A 17,630-nucleotide genomic window follows, 5' to 3' on the forward strand; every position below is an offset into this window, starting at 1 on the left:
CTGAGCCGCATAGCGGCTTTTTTTATATATCATTGATGGCTAAAGCGGTTCTCGCTGTACGAATTTTCTCTTGCTTCTCCATGTCTAGCAGGTTTTCAAATACCGATTTAACCGCTGATGAGGTCGCGTTTTCAACCATGCCTTCATAAAGCTCAATAAAATAATCATCCAACTTTAAAGCCATTTCGACCACTTCGTCTGTGGTCATATGGTTATTGATTTCGATGTTATCCAATAGCTCTGAAATATTTTGATCTGGCGCATATTGAAACCAATTATCTAACACTTTTTGTGACTTATCGTGTTCAAACTGGTTTAAGCTTTTTTCTAAATGCTCTTCATGTCGCTGTAGATAAACCAATAACATCTTTACCCGTTCTTGAGTTTGGTCTTGACCCATCTCTTGATAAAGATTGCTTATTTGCTGATGAAGCTGACGACTGTGATCAACCACATCTTTTACGGTTTTATAGTGCATAACCCATAACCCCTTTCTAAGTACATAAAGTATAGACAGGTTTTAACGGTCAATGGCACAAATATTCATCTGCTTATAACCCATGGTGGTAGATGTGAATGTGTTTATGCTCATCAAATCCACCAATATTCGGTATGGTTTCGCTCGATAAGCTCGCCACAGGGCCATACTGGCTCAATTTAGTTTGCGCTTGGCTTTCAGCCCAGATTACGGATTTACCTTGGGTAAACAAGATCTTAGCTAAACCATGATTTCTAGGGTCATATAAAACATCACCCACTAAAATTAAATCAATAGTATCTATTTCTTCTAATGAACACGCTGTTTTAACATCCAAGTTATTAATCTTAGCATTCTCATGACAGGCTAATAATGCGGCTTGATCGATATCCACAACCCAGGCCTGCTTGGCACCTGCTTTTAATGCCGCAAGGCCAACAATACCGCTACCAGCGCCAAAGTCCGCCACTACTTTGTCTTTCACTAAATAAGGGTTCATTAATACGTAATTAGCCAATGCTCGACCGCTGGACCAAACAAACGCCCAATAAGGCATGTTGCTCCAAATTGCTTCAATTTGCGCAGGGCTAAAATTCTCTTCTTTTGGCGGTTGTAATAACAACAACTGCAAATCTACATCCGGAATATTCTCGGTAATAAGATCGCTGTTAAATAATGTTTTAACTTGTTGGCGTAATAATTCGATATCTGTCATTGGTAATATTTTTTCTGATAGGCCAATACTTTCTCAACATAGCGTCTGGCCTCTTTACTAGGTTGATGATTGCGTAATCGCCATAGTACTTCATCAACACTTAAACTATTAATGCGCGCAATTGCCTGCTTACGGCTACGATGAAACGTTTTAAATACATTGCCAGCACCACTGTTATAGGCGCTAATAATGCAATACAACTGGCTGGTGGGATTTTCAATTTTTGATAAATAGTTATCACGTAAAATAGTTAAGTAAGCACTGCCGACTATTATATTGTTTTGCGCATTGAACAAATAGTCTCGGCTCGGCTGACCTGACTTCTTTAAAACCTTTTGGAATACGTCAGCACCGGCTGTCGAAGGGATAATTTGCATTAAACCATAGGCATTGGCATAGCTCACCGCAAATGGATTAAAACCACTTTCGGTTTCAATAATCGCCAATATTAAAGACTCAGGTAGGTTAAATCGATTACTGGCTTGCGTCACCCAACCCCGCACATTATTAGCCGCCACCTGGGTATGGTTGCTCACCATTTCAATATTCACAGCATATCGAACACCGCGGTCTGTTTGTGTCACTTGTAAGCTATTATCAATCAGGATTTGAGCAAACTTTTGCGCGCGCCATTCAAAGGCAATATTTTGCCCATCTTGATCAAGTACTTGCCCTAACAAAAAAGGTTTACCGTTAGCCGCTATTTTTCTGGCTGAAAACAAATCCACTTCACCAGGATCATCCGGCGTGAGCAACGTAGTAACAATGGCATTTTTAAGCTGCTTTTTAGGCTCACTGGTGGCAAGGGTTTCAACCGTCAAAATACCACGATCAAAATCAACAGTGGCTCGACTCAAGTAATCGTCTAAATATTTCACATAGGCTTTTTGCGATGAGAAGCTAGCTTGATCACCCCAGTGCTCGTTTACCTGATTATTAAAAAACGCATATTCCAGTAATAAAGCCTGCACATCGTCAGGTAAAGCCGCAAAATTTTCTGGCAGTACACTGCCATTCGAGTGCACGTTGGTTGAGACAACAAAACACAACACACATAATGAAGAGACAATGGTTTTTTTAAACATGAACCACATAAATACACCTAATTCTTTCAAACCTTTATAACATAAAAAAACCCTAGGGACTGCCTAGGGTTTTGATTATGCTCAAACACAAGCGGCTATATCAGCGAGCTTCTCGGCGTAATGCAGAAGAGCTAAAATCACGACGACCAAAATCAACATCCATATTAATTGGTGAACGCTCGTTATCAAGGCCTTCAGCAAAATAACGGCCATCTTCGAGGTCGTAAGTCACTTCTAGAGTTGAGTAGATCATCGGCACATTATAATAATTAATGGTGTGCGCTTCTGTTACTTGCACTAAATTACCGTCTTCATTGTATTCTTCAGCCAACACAATTTGCCATGTATCTTCGTCAAAGTAATAACGACGTTTAGTATAAATATGGTTCATACCTGTACGTAAAGTTGCTTCAACCATCCAAACACGGTGCGGCTCATAACGAACTAAACTTGGGTTAATGAAGTCTTTTTTCGCAATATCCGAAATACGTAAGTGACCGCCGTGTAACTTATACGCATTGTATGGAATGTATTTTTCTTGTTTCCCTTTTAATGTCCAATCGTATAAGTTTGGCGCGCCATTAAACATATCAACTTGGTCAATGGTACGGATACCATTACTGTCAATATCTGCCGTGTCATACGATAAATCAGGCGTACGACGAACGCGACGTTGGCCCGGCATATAGATCCAAGATTTACGTGGAGAGCGGACCTGATCAAGGGTCTCATGCACTAATGTCATTTGGCCTGACATTTTTGCTGGCGCTAATGTTTTGCGTTTTAAGTAGAAAATTTTGTTATCGATTTCAGGTAAGGTAATACCGGGTTCTGAATAGGCAAAGTAATACTCATATTCACGAGTTGTAATACCTTGATCGCCAGATTCAGTAGTGTTCAATGTAGATGACGTATACTGCCAACCTAAACCGCGATAACGCAGAGTGTGGTTCCATAATACTTCAGCCCCGCTGGCGGGAATAGGGAATGGGCTTGCCATAATCGTATCGGTTACACCGGTACCGTATGGCTGTAGCTCTGCCGTCACCGCATTTTTCTTAACGGCGTCGTACACGAATTGCGGATATGCCGCGCTTCTGTGACTTGGGTATACGTTAATGCTGTATTCAGGGTTGGCGTTTTAGTAACTCTATTTGGCCTTGAGTCAGCTGATTTTCATATTTCTGCCAGTTTTTTGCCGTAATGACATGCTGTACACGATCTGATGCATAAGGATCAGGGTGAAAACGACCCTTCTCATAACCAGCAATAGGCTGTGTAATACCGCCTTTCCAAGCGGGAATAGTACCAGATGAGTTACCGGCTTTTTCAGCCCCCATTGGTGTCAGGTCAACTCCTAATCGAGCAGCTTGCTGTGGCGTAACTTTTGCCCAAACCGACGAGGCGGTTAAAACACTCAGTAGTATTATGGATAAGCTAATAGTGCGGTTCACGATCGCTCCTTTTTATATTTATGCCGATCCGGCCAAGCGGCTGCATTAGGCGTTTTCTGCTTTTTTCGGTGGCGCATTTTATCATAAATAATACATAAGGATTAGATTTATAGTACATATATGTAGCAGAAAGCCACCTCACGATTGATGCACCATGGTACCAGTAATGTGAGCAATCGCTCACTACCTCGGTATAACCTATAAGTAAACGACCATCATGATGGACTGCATACTCATGGTATAAAAAGCTTAATCACACGACAGTAATTAAATAATAGCAAAGGAAAAATTTATCGCATTCATGGCTATTTCTAGACTAAATAACGCCATAAAAACACCAAAATGGGATATTAAAAGCGGATAAAAACGGCCTCTTTAGAGACTTGAATTTAATACTCGATACACATTACGAGTACTATTTTTGACCACATTCGCAACGGTCTGGTCTCTCAAACGGGCTATATGTTCAGCGATTGGAGGGACATTTAAAGGCGTATTAATTTGCCCTTTAGCAAAGGATGGAGACATGTCTGGACTATCCGTTTCCAGGGTGTAGCCATCATCAGGTAACGCGGCCACCATTTTATGCATAGCGCGAGCGCGATCATAAGTTAAGGCGCCACCTAACCCCACAACAAACCCCAAGTCAATGTAGCGCTTTGCTTGCTGCAAACTACCCGAAAACCCGTGGATGAACCCCCCATGATTAAAGCCTGATTTTCTTACCTCGCTGGCTATTTTATCGTGGGCTTTACGGCAATGAATAACCAGCGGTAATCGATGTTGTTTGGCCAATGATAATTGCTGATGAAACCAATAAAACTGCTGATCAAAAGAGTCCTCATGCAACATAAAATCCAATCCAAACTCGCCAAGTGCATCAGGTTTAAACTCAATAATTGCTTGCTCCAGTAATCCAAGGTCACCTTCTGTGTGCTTATCTATAAAAAAAGGATGCAACCCAAGCGCTATCTTAACCAAGCTAGGGTAGGCCGTTCTGAGTGCTACCACTCGATTAAAATACTGGGACTGTACTGCAGGCACAAGCACCGCTTCACAGCCATTATTAATTAACTGTGGCATAAGTGACGCTTGATCAAAGTCGGTAAAATCTAAATGACAATGGCTATCAATCCAACCCATATATTCCTCTGAAACACGCAACCAAACACAGCGGTTACACGTATACAATTTAACGATACTTGCAGTTTAACCTGTTGGAACTATGTTCTATACATGGGCCAAGTAAAAAAGCTTAAGTAAGCTGAAGGATTGGTCGATAATATTAATAGCACAGCGACATCCCTAATTAAGGGTATTGTTATTGATATTGAGGGATTAGGCAGGGTTTTTGCTTCATATTAATGAAGTCAATAATTAGCCGATCCTAGGGCGCCCGAGGAGGTAAGCCATGGATATCAGCAAACAAGAACTACGAGACCAAATCATCCACCCCACGCTCGAATATTTGGGCAAAGCAGGCACCGCTGTCGAAAACTTACTGGTTGCGATTGTCACTCAAAAACAGCACTCCCATAACACTAAACAATATAACCACAAAGGCCTAGGCCCATATGGCATTGATACATCAACTCACCAAATCATATGGGATAAGTATTTAGCATTTCACCCAGAGCTGGCCAGCCGTATTCGAGGCTTGGCATCTCAACGTGCGTTTCTTGAAGACCCACACAGCGAGCTTGTAACGAATTTATGCTACGCAACCGCCATCGCGTGGGTGCTTTATATTTTACATCCACAAGAACTTGCTCACTGCGTTGCTTAATTCGCGGTTGAGAATAACACCATAGACACACTTAACGGGTGCGCATTATGAACGCCCGTTTTTACATGCATCCACTGCTTACCTTTTTCTCATTGCCTCTTTATAATGATCATTTTTTTGTGGATCTATTTTGTCGAGCACCACTGGTTTTCAATTTAAACAATTTACTGTAGCGCAAGATAAATGCGCCATGAAGGTTAGCTTAGATGCCTGCCTGTTTGGGGCACTTTGTGATGTTAGTAGTGCCCGTAAAGTTTTGGACATAGGCACTGGCACGGGTTTATTAGCCCTTATGGTGGCTCAGCGCTGCCATGCACACATTGACGCGGTTGAACTGGATAATGACGCGGCCAAACAAGCCAGCGAAAACATTGCCAACAGCCCATTTGCTTCACGTATTGCACTGCATCAACACAGTATTCAACAATTCCAAGTTAATAGCGATAAACACCAATACGACCGGATTATTTGTAATCCGCCATTTTTTAGCCAGCATTTAACAGGCAATAATACACAGCGAAATTTGGCTCGTCATAATGATAGTTTAAGCTTTTCTGACCTGTGCCAAAGCATCAATACATTGCTTGCACCAAAAGGTGAAGCTTGGTTATTACTCCCTCAACATGAACACTTAAATTTTTTACCCAATGCAACAAGCAATCAGCTTCATCTAATAAAACAATACGACATTATCGCACGTCAAAATAAACCCAGTAAGCTAGGTGTCTGGGTATACAGCAAACAAAAAAATCTATCTTTAAGTAAAAACAGCATTACTATTTATCAGCCTAACAATCCACAGTATACCTCCGAATTTGCGGCCATATTAGCTGACTATTATTTGAAACTGTGAACTGATAGACTCTAAGTCTTAGTATTTATCGAGGGCAGTGTATGCAAATTGTATTGAGCAGTCTTTTAACACTATTGTTAATCATTAGTTTTTTTTCTGGCGTTTTCTTTCCTACATCATTTACAACCGCTCAAACTAAACACGCGGGGTCATCATTTCACGGAGAGCTCCCCGACTTCACGAATTACACTGACGTAACAAAGAAAAAAGAAGACTTTTTTGCATATCTATTACCTAAGGTAAAGCATGCAAACGACAACATCTTAAAAGAACGTCGCTTGGTTTTTAAATTGCAGTCAAGTTTACCGAGTTTAAGCAGCGCTGAAACTGAATCGCTAAGCCAACTAAAAGAAAAATACGAAATTGAATTAAGCAATCATCAAGAAGCGATTAATGAACTCATTAAGCGCGTCGATATTATCCCAGCTTCTTTAGCACTGGCTCAAGCGGCTAATGAGTCAGCTTGGGGGACCTCACGCTTTGCTCAGGAAGGTAATAATCTCTTTGGCCAATGGTGCTATGTAAAAGGCTGCGGCATTATCCCTAGTGGTCGCCATGGAAAACAACGCCATGAAGTAGCCAAGTTTGATAGCATTTTAGACTCCATTGAAAGCTATATGCGTAACTTAAACTCGCAATTTTCCTATGAAAAATTACGTACATTACGCACACAAGCACGTGAAGATGAAAATATGATCACAGGAATCAATCTTGCCAATGGTTTATGGAGCTACAGTATTCGCAGAGAAGCTTATGTTGATGAAATTCAACTTATGATCAAGCAAAATAGCTTACAGCAATATAATCGCTCAATCTCAAGTAACCCGTAAAAGGGTTACTCAAAGCGCCAGGCAATAAAGCGACTGATTTTATTGCCTTGTGCCATTTCAATCACATCAAATAAAGCCGATACTTTTTTCAATTGTTGAACAATAGAAGGTAAGGTTTCTTTCTTTGATACCAAGCATGTAAAACACCCTACTTGCTTTGCAAATAGTTTTGACTCTAATACCATATTGGTAATAAAGCGTTTTTCACCGCCCCTTGCACCATAACTCATTACTTTGCCCAGCAAAATTTAATGCATCTGTCTGATCTATTTTTTTTACATTTGACGCACGCTTTTTCTTATTAGTATTTAGATTTTTATTTTTACGCACACTGCCTGCGATAGCCGCTTGTTGTGATTCATGAAAAGGCGGGTTGCACAGTGTGACATGAAAATAATCATCCGCTTGAATAATGCCTTTAAAAATATGCTCATTTGATGATTGCTTTCTAAGCGTAATGGATAAATCTAATTGCGCATTTTTATCAAGGTTCTGCTTTGCACTGCTTAATGCAACATCATCAATGTCGCTACCCACCATATGCCAATTAAATGATCGATTTGCCAATAATGGGTAAATCACATTGGCACCAGTGCCGATATCTAAACCAGAAACCACACTGGGCGCGGTTTTATTGGCGCTAAAAAAATGATGTTGTTCGAGGTATTCTTGCAAATGAAATAAATAGTCAACACGACCAGGGATAGGCGGGCATAAAAAGCCCGGCGGAATATCCCAATCTTGTAAACCGTACTCGTTTTTGAGCAGCGCTTTATTTAACAACTTGACCGCAAGAGCATCTGAGAAATTAATGGTTAAACGATCATACTTATTACGCAATAAATGCGGCTTTAATTCAGGCAACGCCTGAGCCAAAGCCTGCATATCGTAACCATTTGCATGTGGATTATTAGAGTGCATTAAACGAACGACACACCTGTGCCGCCTAAGCCGCAATAACCATTTGGATTCTTATGCAAGTATTGTTGGTGTTCATTTTCAGCAAAATAAAATTCACGCGCCTTGCTGATCTCAGTCGTAATGGCTGGGTGACCGGTTTTGCTTAAGTTCTCTTGGTACATTTGCTTACTCTTTTCAGCAAACATTTTTTGCATATCGTCTTCCCAAAAAACAGCTGAACGATATTGAGTGCCTTTGTCATTGCCCTGCGCCATACCTTGGGCTGGGTTATGGCACTGCCAAAATGTTTCAAGTAATGTCCAGAAGTCCGTTACTTCTTGATTAAACACCACCATTACCGTTTCAGTATGCCCTGTGTGACCTGAACACACTTCTTCATACGTTGGGTTTTTAGTGAAGCCGCCCATATAGCCAACTGCGGTGCAATAGACACCCGGCAACTGCCAAAATAAACGCTCTGCTCCCCAAAAACAGCCCACTGCAAAAAACGCTTTTTTAGAATGGGCCGGCCAAGGCCCTTCTAAGCTGCGACCATTTACCGCGTGTTTAGCAACAATGGGCATTTTCTCAGTACGACCCGGTAATGCTTGGTCTTTTGTAATCATGGTTTGCATACCCATGGATATCACCTATTAAAATAATGAAAACTGTGAATCATCTGCTGGTAACGCCTGTGTTTCGGCGCTGACCTGTGGGCTCGATTCTATTTGCCACAAGCGCTGACGTAAGCCACTGGCTCGTTGTACTTTACGTATGAGCGCTTGTTGAATAATGCTATTTTTACCTATACAGGTTAGCTGTTTTTTAGCTCGAGTAATGCCGGTATAAATCAACTCTTTGGTTAACACTTGCGTATTGTGGTCCGGTAGGACAAGCGCACAGTGCTCAAATTCAGACCCCTGGCTTTTATGCACCGTCATGGCGAACACCGTTTCATGGGCCGGTAAACGAGAAGGCTGCAACCAGCGCACCTGTTTGTCAGCACCTATAAACACCACTTTTACCCTTAGTTTACCGTCCTCACCTAATTGAGGCAGTACTAACCCAATATCACCATTATACAGGTTTAGGCCATAATCGTTCTGCATTATCATGATGGGGCGGCCAACATACCAAGTTTGGTTGGGGTCAATCACACCAATGTGCTTTAAGCGCCCTTCAATCACCTCATTTAAACCCGAAACACCTAAGCGCCCATCGCGCAAGGCGCATAAGATTTGAAAGCGGCTGAAGACATTATGAATATCATGGGCTTGCGCATCATCAAGCCCCTCTCCAGAAGCCAGCGTGTGAATATGTTGAATATATTCACGATAAATATTGGCCCCTTGTCGCACGAATTGTTCAAAATTCTCTTCATTTAATTCAGCCAAATTAATATCACTGAACCCTTTCGCCGCCACATTTTGCCACGCATTGAAGTCGCCGCTGTTGGCCGCAACGGATAAATGGCCAATACCGCTATTGGCATCAAAGCGATAACTTTTACGTAAGTGACAAATATGATCACGCAGCGATGCACCATCGGCTTCTATTTCGGTTTGAAGATTCATGTGGGTTAAATCCGTTAATACCTTAGCCATATTATGGGAATACCCATGCTGTGCCTCACTGTCGCAAATATCCGCTAATACACTGCCCGCTTCTACCGAAGCAAGTTGATCTTTATCACCCAGTAAAATCAGTTGCGCATGGGCGGGTAATGCAGCCAATAACTTGGCCATTAACGGTAAATCCACCATAGAGGCTTCATCCACAATTAACACATCTAAATGCAGTGGATTAAATTCATTGTATTTAAATGCGCCTTTGCCATCTGACTTTAATAAACGATGCAAGGTACTGGCTTGCTCGGGTATAAATTGTTTAACCGTGTCAGCCACCGCTAAATCCTGTTTAGCCGAACTAATGGACTGGGTTAAACGCATGGCCGCTTTACCTGTGGGCGCCACTAATTTAATAATGGGGTGGCTGTGCAATTGGGTTTGATACAGTTGAATCAATAACGCAAGCAAGCGAATCACAGTGGTGGTTTTACCTGTACCCGGCCCGCCACTGATCACAGAAAAACTTTGTCTGGCCGCGATACAGGCGGCTAACGCCTGCCAATTTACTTCATTGTTATTCGCTGAGAGTTCAAACAATTGCGCAATAAAGGTTTGCTGACTGGTTAAATCCCAATTTTTAGGCACCAATTTTTGTTTAATGGCGAGTTCTAATTGTGTTTCATACAACCAATAGCGTTGTAAGTACAAGCGATTGTTATCAAATATCAATGGCTGCTGAGCATCGTTTACCAGATCGCACATCGTATCTGCATGAGTATTGATCATGCAGACCACGCTGCTGTCAGCTAAAGATTGTTTGATCCACTGCAATTCAGCTGGGGTTAAATATTCATGTGGTTGTGAAAAATCCAAACACACGTGCCCCTTACCAAGGTGTGCACTCAGCACAAACCCGGTGACGGCCAATGCATGATTGGCCGGCTCAAATGCTTGTAAAAAGTGGGCGAATTGCTGATCAAGTAAACGGGCTTCTTTGTTCTCTAAGCGCACAAGGTACTGGGCCAACGTTATCATAGTAAGCTACCTTGTTCGGGTTCTGATTGCTCAGCTAATACAATATCGCTCAAGGCTTCACCTTTGATTAAACGATCTAATTGTATAATTAATTGTTTATCGGGTTTAGCAAAAAACTGACCTGTTTCAGCATTTGATTCATCTAAACCGCGTAAAAATAAATAATAGCCACCACCAATATGACGATCATAATCGTAGTCATGTAAACGTAATGACAACAGACGATGTAGCGCTAATGTATAAATAACCATTTGCACATCGTATCTGTGTTCGGCCATTGCGCCGTCCATCGATGCTCGATCATAAGCACTATGATCATTGCCTAAGTGATTAGACTTATAATCTAAAATAAAAAATTGACCTTGCCACTCAAACGTTAAATCAATAAATCCTTTGAGCATACCTTTTAACTGACTGAAATCTAAATCTCGTACAGGCGAAGTCACAGACGGTGATTGATTTAATAATTGATTAAAATCACGAGCATTAAGCGTTTCAACTGGAAAATAAAATTCCATTTCTACTTTTTTCATTTTCTCAGTCAATGACGATAAACTTAATGCATCACTATCGGATAAGGCATCATGCTGAGTTAATGGTGCATGCAACATGGTGTGCAACCAAGGCTTGACGGCATCAGCATAAAACAAATCAATACCAAAACGTACAAGTAAGGTTTCAATTAACTCATCGATATTATCTGGCAAGGCGGTGAAGTCGATTTCTTCTAATAAGGTATGCAAAAAATTACCCGCATGAGCACCACGGGGGAAACTAAACTGGCCGGCTAATAATGCTTGCTGCTCTTGGGTTAATATTTCTTTCTGGGTTGGTTCATCATCTAAATCAAAGCGCGCACTTACCGGTGCGTGAACATGCCGCACCAAACTAGAAAAACTCGACAATTGCCAATCACGTTTAATACGCCCATTAAAGGATCGTGCTGACAATTGTTCGTCCGTTTTTACTTGATTAAAATGCGTAACAGACGTTAATAACGGTGAGATATCAAACGCATTAGCGTTCGTACTTACTAATGTTTGTAAAGCTGGCAAACGCGAATCCTGCGCGCTCTCAAACAAAACATGTTGCAGTGCACTCAAATGCACATTGCTATCTAAGCGTTTATTGCCGGTGACTTCCGGTAAAGTGACATAACACTTACTGGCGGCTCGTGTCAGGCCCACATAGAGTAAGCGCACTTCTTCGGCTAACCCTTCTTGCACACGCTGAGGCCGAAAATCATCGGCTAAGTCACAGACTAATTGCTTAGTGCTTTCATCGTAAAACAATTCATCGCTTGACTCTTTGCCATCCCAATTAAAAGGTAAAAAGACCACGGGATATTCTAACCCCTTCGACTTATGAATCGTGACTATTTGCACTAAGTTTGCATCGCTTTCTAAACGCAATTGTTTTTGGTCGCCACCATCTTGTGACTGCATAATTTGCTGCGTAAACCACGTTAACAAACCTTGCATACCTTGTACTTCGGTGGCGCTATGTTGCAGCAATTCTGCTAGATGCATGGTATTGGTCAGGCGACGCTCACCATCCGCAAGCAGCAACCAAGCATTCGGTAATTTTCGGCTATGCAGCCAATGCATAACCATGGCCATGACACCTTGTTTTTGCCAAATTTCGTGACAAAGGTAAAGTTGCTCTAACTGTGCCTCCCATGCGTTTTCGTCTTGGTTAAATCGTTTAAAGTCAGCCAGTGATAAACCCCAAGTGGGATGTGCAATGGCATTGCGGTATTGCCGCTCACTTAAACTGTGTACACCCTGTAATAATGCAAATAATGCATGTGCTTCTTCGCTGTCAAACACACTTTCTTGGCCCACATATACGCAGCTAATGCCACGCTCAGCCAAACTGTTTTTAATCATGGCCGCCTGCTGACGATTACGCACAAGCACAGCCATATCATTGGCACTTAAAGGGGCCGTGCCCACTGTAATGGTTTGTTGTTGACCACCATTAAGTAAAACACTGATTTGTTCGGCGCAGCTTTGCGCACACGCGTGATTGAGTGCGCTTTTACTTTGAACATTTTGATCATCAATCACGACCCAACTTAACGCAGCTTGAGTCTCGTCGTTGATCACAAGAGGCGCCGCAGCATCGTTCGATTTAACTTTTAAAAATGGAATACTGTCGTCGTAGATAAAAGGATGTTGGTGCTGAGTAAATATTTCATTCACCGCTGATACCATGGCATGTGTCGAGCGGTAGTTTGTATCAAGCGTATACTGGCCATCTACTTGTTGCTTTGCTTCAATATAAGTAAAAATATCGGCGCCACGGAATTTATAAATGGCCTGTTTGGGGTCACCAATCATAAATAATCCGTACTGCTGCCTGACCGCATCATCGCAATAGATAGAATGAAACACTTGATATTGCTGCGCGTCGGTATCTTGAAACTCATCGACCATCGCAACCGGATATTGCTGGCGAATATGTTGCAATAAAACCTCTCGGTTTTGACCATTCAATGCACCGTTCACATAACTCAGTAAGTCATCGGTTGATAACACTTGCTGTTGCTGCTTTAAATCGTCTAAGCGTGATCGTAATGCATATAAAAAATCAATACGCAATTGCCTTACCGCCTGCACTTTCGCTTGCTCACATGTTTCAATGTGCTCAATTAGCGCCTCGCACTGCGCCGATAATAAATGAGCAACCGGCTCGCCTCCTTTTTTCAACCGACTTAGTTAGCCCTTGCGGTGTAAACGCCTGTAATGCATCTACAATATCTTTTGTCTTAATGGTATGCGGTGCATCAAGATACGCTTGAATCAAACCAGTACGTTTATTCACGCCCTTTGAAAACGTGCCATGCAATAATGGGTGATTCATAATTTGAGCCATGAATTCATCACGGCTTGTTTGCCAGTTTTCGTTAAAACCACGTTGGCTTTGTAATAATTGTTCATTTGCTTTTTCAAAGCTGACGGTATTATTAGCATTGCCTAAATGAAAGTGCGCATGCTTATAAATAAGAGCGCGTATATTTTTTAATAATAAATCAGGGGTTTTCCACTCACTTAATACCAGTTGCAACATCGCACCATTTAATGGGTAAACGTTTGCGCGCCAAACATCACGAATGGCTTGTTCTAATAATTCGGTTTCATCAAGCAGCAATTCGAACTCACCATTAATGCCACTTTCAACCGCATTTTGGCGTAACAAACGTTGCGCAAAACCGTGAATCGTATAAATAGACGCCAAGTCCATTAATTGCTGTGCATCTTTTAATTTTTGCAACGCCTGAGTAATATCTGATAACTCAGGTTTAATTTGATCAATAAGGGGATCATTCGCTTTATCTTGTAACGCTAAGTAGGCTTGGCGTAAGCGTCCACGAATTCGGCTACGTAACTCTTCGGTGGCAGCCCGTGTAAAGGTCACCACTAAAATGTTTTCTGGGCTTAATGATGTGCAACCATGCCCTAGCACTAAACGTAAATACAAACTGGTAATGGTGTATGTTTTACCGGTACCTGCACTGGCTTCAATTAATGAAACACCATTGAGTGTAATACGGGTAACATCTAATACTTGCGTGTCATTTGAGGCGTTTGTCGTCATAGCGTTTCCACCTCAAATAATTCACTCTCGACCCAAATGGCAAAAAGATCATGCGCGTAGTTAACCGTATCTTGAGGAATGTCGGTTAAATCACCAAAACAACGTCGCACATGTAGATCGTCTCGTTCACCACTGACACCAAACGGCCCTGTTGATCCTTCAAATACACTCTGCGCTTTATCCTGTTGCGAGGTGCGTGCACCTTTTTTTAATGGCGCCACTAATTGCCAAGCGGTTTCAGGCAATAACGCCAACGGCTTGAGTGTGGCATTCAAAAATATTTGCATGAGATTTTTCAAATATTGTTTCGCATCATCCGCTGACATCGGCAGTAGACTCACCATGTTGTCTTGGCAAATTAGACGACTGTGTTTTTGATAACCCATAGCCGACAGACACGCTTGCTCTAGCATTAACTGAATCAAATGTTTTGCTTTTAATTTACTGGGGACCAATACCACATGGTATTGGTCAAATATTTTATACTGCCAGCCCAATAGTCGTGGAAATGCATCATCAAGATGTATGCTCACCTCTAACGGCACACTTAATTTGGCGGTTTTATAAGGCGCATAGGCGTTCAGCATAGATTGCAGTTGTCGCTCTAAACCTTGCCAATGCTGCTGGCCTATTTCACCAAAGGCCAATTCACCTTCTGCTGCGCGCTTACTGGTGTTTGAACCATAGAGATGATCTTGTAACACATGTTGCTTGATTTTAAATTGCGTTAAACCATCCAACATAAACGGCTCATTATCTTCGACCACCTCTGTATATTGATACAAACTTATATCCAGTTGTTGGTTGAGATAAAAGCGCGCAGGGTTTTGGTAAAACTGAATTAATTGCTCAAGCAATATATCATCGTTTAATTGCGCGTTTGAATGTTCAGGCTGAACCATATCCTTAATAGCTGAGTCACTTAATGCACTATTGTTCGTCTCTTCAATAGCGCCTAACCAATCTTGATTAAAGCTAAAAAAACGTGATTCTTTTTGATAATAAATCGGATTAAACGGCTGTAATGGATGTTGTTTAATCAAGTTTTGCGGGGCCGTATTATTGGCCTCATTATTTTGAGAAGCCTTGCCATCTGACAGATAGTCTAATAACTCAGCCAGCACAACAGACGGTGTCATGGCTTCATCATTGTTTTGGTTTTTACTTTTGTAGCTTAACCACAGGGATTCACGCGCAGACAGTATGGCCTCTAAAAATAAATAGCGGTCTTCATTACGTCGGCTACGATCCCCTAAACGATGTTTAAAACGCATTAAATCTAAACTATTAGGAATGACACTGCGCGGGTATTCACTGTCATTAAGCCCGAGTACGGCAACCACTTTAAATGGAATGCTTCGCATGGGCAGTAACGTACAAAAATTCACTTTTCCCACCATAAAATGTTGCGAACCATTGGCTTGTTGTAGTCGTACTTTTAAACCGTCAGCAAACACTGTGTGCTCAATGTCTTGATCAAACTTAACGGCTTGAATACCTTGCACCCAGTTTTCAAGCGCGACGTTCACATGCTCTAATACATTCAACTCTTCATCGCTTGGCGCAAAAAAGCGTTGTAACCAATCATGAATAAAAGGCGTCCATTGCTCCGGTTTTCTCGCGTTTTTGGCCTCAACTGAAAACGCATGTAAATGATTCACAAATGCCATCAAAGGCCCAAGTAATGCCGCATCTAGCCCTTCAACATTTGGCACGGGCACAATGCCATAAACCGCCTCACTGGTGTTCATGGCGTAACCCATTAACAAACGTTTAAAACCGTATAACCAGGTATTTTGCTGCCAATTAGGCAAACCAATTTGTGCACGACTTTCACCATCAAACCCCCAACGTACACCCGCATCTATTAGCCATTGCTTTAAAGTAGGAATGTCCGATTCAGCTAAGTCATAGGCCGCATAAATGGCGGGAATTTCTAACAAGGTAATGACATCACTAAACTGTAAACGCGATTGCGGCAAACCCAGTAATAAAATAAACCCATTTAATATGGGATGCTCTGCTTGCAGTGGTCGATCCGAAATCGAATAAGGAATACGCGTATTAAATGCTTGGCTATTAAATACCGCATCAATAAACGGCGCATAACTGGCAACGTCAGGAATCATCACCACCACATCTTGCGGTGCTACGGTGGTGTTTTCAAATACATGTAATAAATGATCGTGCAGTACTTCTATTTCACGCATGGGGCTATGGCAACCCACAATTTGAATGCTGTCGTCAATGTCGCCTAATACAATGGCATCGCTTGGCTGCTGCAAATTTAAAATTTGATCTTGAATATGTTCAAGCAGATTATGAGCACCACTTTCTAAAAATAACGATTGCTCTTGAATATCGGGCACCTCTAATAGCAATCGTTGAAAGTCTTGGCCTAGCTTGCCAAGGGATGCCAATAGATCATTACCGGCATCGGCCATGGGCAACTGAATATTGCGCGCTCGAAGCTTGGCTTGTACCGTTTCGCTCATCACATCGCCCCAGTAAAACTGGCAAGGATTGGGGGTGAGCAAATGCACATCCATCTTTTGGGATAACAATTGCAGCGCGTCTATTTGATGTTTAGGGAGGGTGGTAAAACCAAAAAAGATGACACGCTTAGGTAGCTCGCCACTGCCGGCTTGTGCCAAAACCGCCATGAAATCGGTCACCATGTTGCCGCGATGGCGATCAGACAAGTCTTTTGCTTTTACTTTTTCAATTAAGTGGTGCCATAAGATGCCTTGCCAGCGATGATCCGTGAGAGCCTCGCCCTCAATTTCGAATGCTTGATCCTGCCAATGCTCAATCCAGTCTGGCCGATAGACTAAATATTGGTCATATAAATCGGCGATAGTGGTAGCGAGCCGGTAATACTTTAAAGCGGTATCAGATGCGGTATCGCTATCATTAGCTCTTAAATAACTTTGTAATAGTTGAAACGCCTCTTGCTCCATAAGCGCTTCGTTTTGCAGGCTTTCAACAATGAGCCACGTTAAGCTGTCTTTGTTAAAAACACTCTCTTGGGCTAAATCCGGCATTAATTGGCGCTGCACTTGCCAAAAAAACCGCGAAGGCATTGGGAACTCTAAATTAGCGGCAATGCCCAAGCTATTAGCTAGCTGCATTTTTAACCAATGGGCAAGGCCCGGGTTTTCAACCACGATGGTTTCATGCTCTAACGGCGCCACATCTTGCTCTAACAGTAAAGCCACCAGCTGTGCCAGCAAACGCTCTACCTTGTTAGACTGATACAAATACAGCATGAAGAAACGCCCACTTAATAGAAACGGCTATTTAAAAACAGATACTAACAAAACACC

The 17,630-nt window shown here is 42.0% G+C and carries 16 protein-coding genes; 3 read left to right on the forward strand and 13 right to left on the reverse strand.

Annotated features, from left to right (window positions below):
* Window positions 1-22: 22 nt before the first annotated feature.
* The 6 genes from ACU6U9_RS21405 to ACU6U9_RS21430 all read right to left on the reverse strand — a co-directional run bounded on the left by ACU6U9_RS21405 (window position 23) and on the right by ACU6U9_RS21430 (window position 4,875).
* Window positions 23-478: a hypothetical protein gene (locus ACU6U9_RS21405; protein WP_446736982.1), complete on the reverse strand. Its 456-nt coding sequence runs from the start codon at window positions 476-478 to the stop codon at window positions 23-25.
* Between the two features lie 73 nt (window positions 479-551).
* On the reverse strand, window positions 552-1,193 hold the full coding sequence (locus ACU6U9_RS21410; protein ID WP_446736983.1) for a class I SAM-dependent methyltransferase: 642 nt from the start codon (window positions 1,191-1,193) through the stop codon (window positions 552-554).
* Complete coding sequence (locus ACU6U9_RS21415) at window positions 1,190-2,287, reverse strand: murein transglycosylase domain-containing protein (protein WP_446736984.1); 1,098 nt, start codon at window positions 2,285-2,287, stop codon at window positions 1,190-1,192. Before ACU6U9_RS21415 ends, ACU6U9_RS21410 begins: the two co-directional genes overlap by 4 nt.
* A gap of 91 nt (window positions 2,288-2,378) precedes the next feature.
* Window positions 2,379-3,353 (reverse strand): DUF1329 domain-containing protein, encoded by a 975-nt coding sequence (locus ACU6U9_RS21420; protein ID WP_446736985.1) that lies wholly within the window; start codon window positions 3,351-3,353, stop codon window positions 2,379-2,381.
* Between the two features lie 52 nt (window positions 3,354-3,405).
* Window positions 3,406-3,732 (reverse strand): hypothetical protein, encoded by a 327-nt coding sequence (locus ACU6U9_RS21425; protein WP_446736986.1) that lies wholly within the window; start codon window positions 3,730-3,732, stop codon window positions 3,406-3,408.
* Window positions 3,733-4,107: 375 nt separating this feature from the next.
* Window positions 4,108-4,875, reverse strand: coding sequence for a TatD family hydrolase (locus tag ACU6U9_RS21430; protein WP_446736987.1), 768 nt, complete (start codon window positions 4,873-4,875; stop codon window positions 4,108-4,110).
* A 268-nt stretch (window positions 4,876-5,143) separates the two neighbouring features.
* Here ACU6U9_RS21430 and ACU6U9_RS21435 point away from each other — a divergent pair, with 268 nt between their 5' ends.
* The 3 genes from ACU6U9_RS21435 to ACU6U9_RS21445 all read left to right on the forward strand — a co-directional run bounded on the left by ACU6U9_RS21435 (window position 5,144) and on the right by ACU6U9_RS21445 (window position 7,201).
* Window positions 5,144-5,518 (forward strand): hypothetical protein, encoded by a 375-nt coding sequence (locus tag ACU6U9_RS21435; protein ID WP_446736988.1) that lies wholly within the window; start codon window positions 5,144-5,146, stop codon window positions 5,516-5,518.
* Between the two features lie 130 nt (window positions 5,519-5,648).
* A complete protein-coding gene (locus ACU6U9_RS21440) occupies window positions 5,649-6,371 on the forward strand; it encodes a tRNA1(Val) (adenine(37)-N6)-methyltransferase (RefSeq protein ID WP_446736989.1) in 723 nt (240 codons plus the stop codon).
* Window positions 6,372-6,412: 41 nt separating this feature from the next.
* Window positions 6,413-7,201, forward strand: coding sequence for a glucosaminidase domain-containing protein (locus ACU6U9_RS21445; RefSeq protein WP_446736990.1), 789 nt, complete (start codon window positions 6,413-6,415; stop codon window positions 7,199-7,201).
* Window positions 7,202-7,206: 5 nt separating this feature from the next.
* Here ACU6U9_RS21445 and ACU6U9_RS21450 read toward each other — a convergent pair whose 3' ends face one another.
* Genes ACU6U9_RS21450 through recC form a run of 7 tightly spaced genes read right to left on the reverse strand, consistent with a single transcriptional unit; the run spans window position 7,207 to window position 17,573 of the window.
* Window positions 7,207-7,431 (reverse strand): RlmF-related methyltransferase, encoded by a 225-nt coding sequence (locus ACU6U9_RS21450; protein ID WP_446736991.1) that lies wholly within the window; start codon window positions 7,429-7,431, stop codon window positions 7,207-7,209.
* A complete protein-coding gene (locus ACU6U9_RS21455; protein ID WP_446736992.1) occupies window positions 7,406-8,122 on the reverse strand; it encodes an RlmF-related methyltransferase in 717 nt (238 codons plus the stop codon). The genes ACU6U9_RS21450 and ACU6U9_RS21455 overlap by 26 nt, the downstream gene beginning before the upstream one ends.
* Complete coding sequence (gene msrA / locus ACU6U9_RS21460; protein ID WP_446736993.1) at window positions 8,122-8,742, reverse strand: peptide-methionine (S)-S-oxide reductase MsrA; 621 nt, start codon at window positions 8,740-8,742, stop codon at window positions 8,122-8,124. Before msrA ends, ACU6U9_RS21455 begins: the two co-directional genes overlap by 1 nt.
* Before the next feature lie 12 nt (window positions 8,743-8,754).
* A complete protein-coding gene (recD, locus tag ACU6U9_RS21465; RefSeq protein WP_446736994.1) occupies window positions 8,755-10,704 on the reverse strand; it encodes an exodeoxyribonuclease V subunit alpha in 1,950 nt (649 codons plus the stop codon).
* Window positions 10,701-13,415, reverse strand: a complete 2,715-nt coding sequence (recB, locus tag ACU6U9_RS21470) for an exodeoxyribonuclease V subunit beta (RefSeq protein ID WP_446736995.1) — start codon at window positions 13,413-13,415, stop codon at window positions 10,701-10,703. Before recB ends, recD begins: the two co-directional genes overlap by 4 nt.
* Window positions 13,354-14,304: a UvrD-helicase domain-containing protein gene (locus tag ACU6U9_RS21475; RefSeq protein ID WP_446736996.1), complete on the reverse strand. Its 951-nt coding sequence runs from the start codon at window positions 14,302-14,304 to the stop codon at window positions 13,354-13,356. Before ACU6U9_RS21475 ends, recB begins: the two co-directional genes overlap by 62 nt.
* Window positions 14,301-17,573 carry an exodeoxyribonuclease V subunit gamma gene (gene recC / locus ACU6U9_RS21480; protein ID WP_446736997.1) on the reverse strand — a complete coding sequence of 1,091 codons (3,273 nt, stop codon included), beginning with the start codon at window positions 17,571-17,573 and terminating at the stop codon, window positions 14,301-14,303. Before recC ends, ACU6U9_RS21475 begins: the two co-directional genes overlap by 4 nt.
* Between the last annotated feature and the right edge of the window lie 57 nt (window positions 17,574-17,630).

The organism is Pseudomonas sp. HK3 (genome assembly GCF_052920985.1).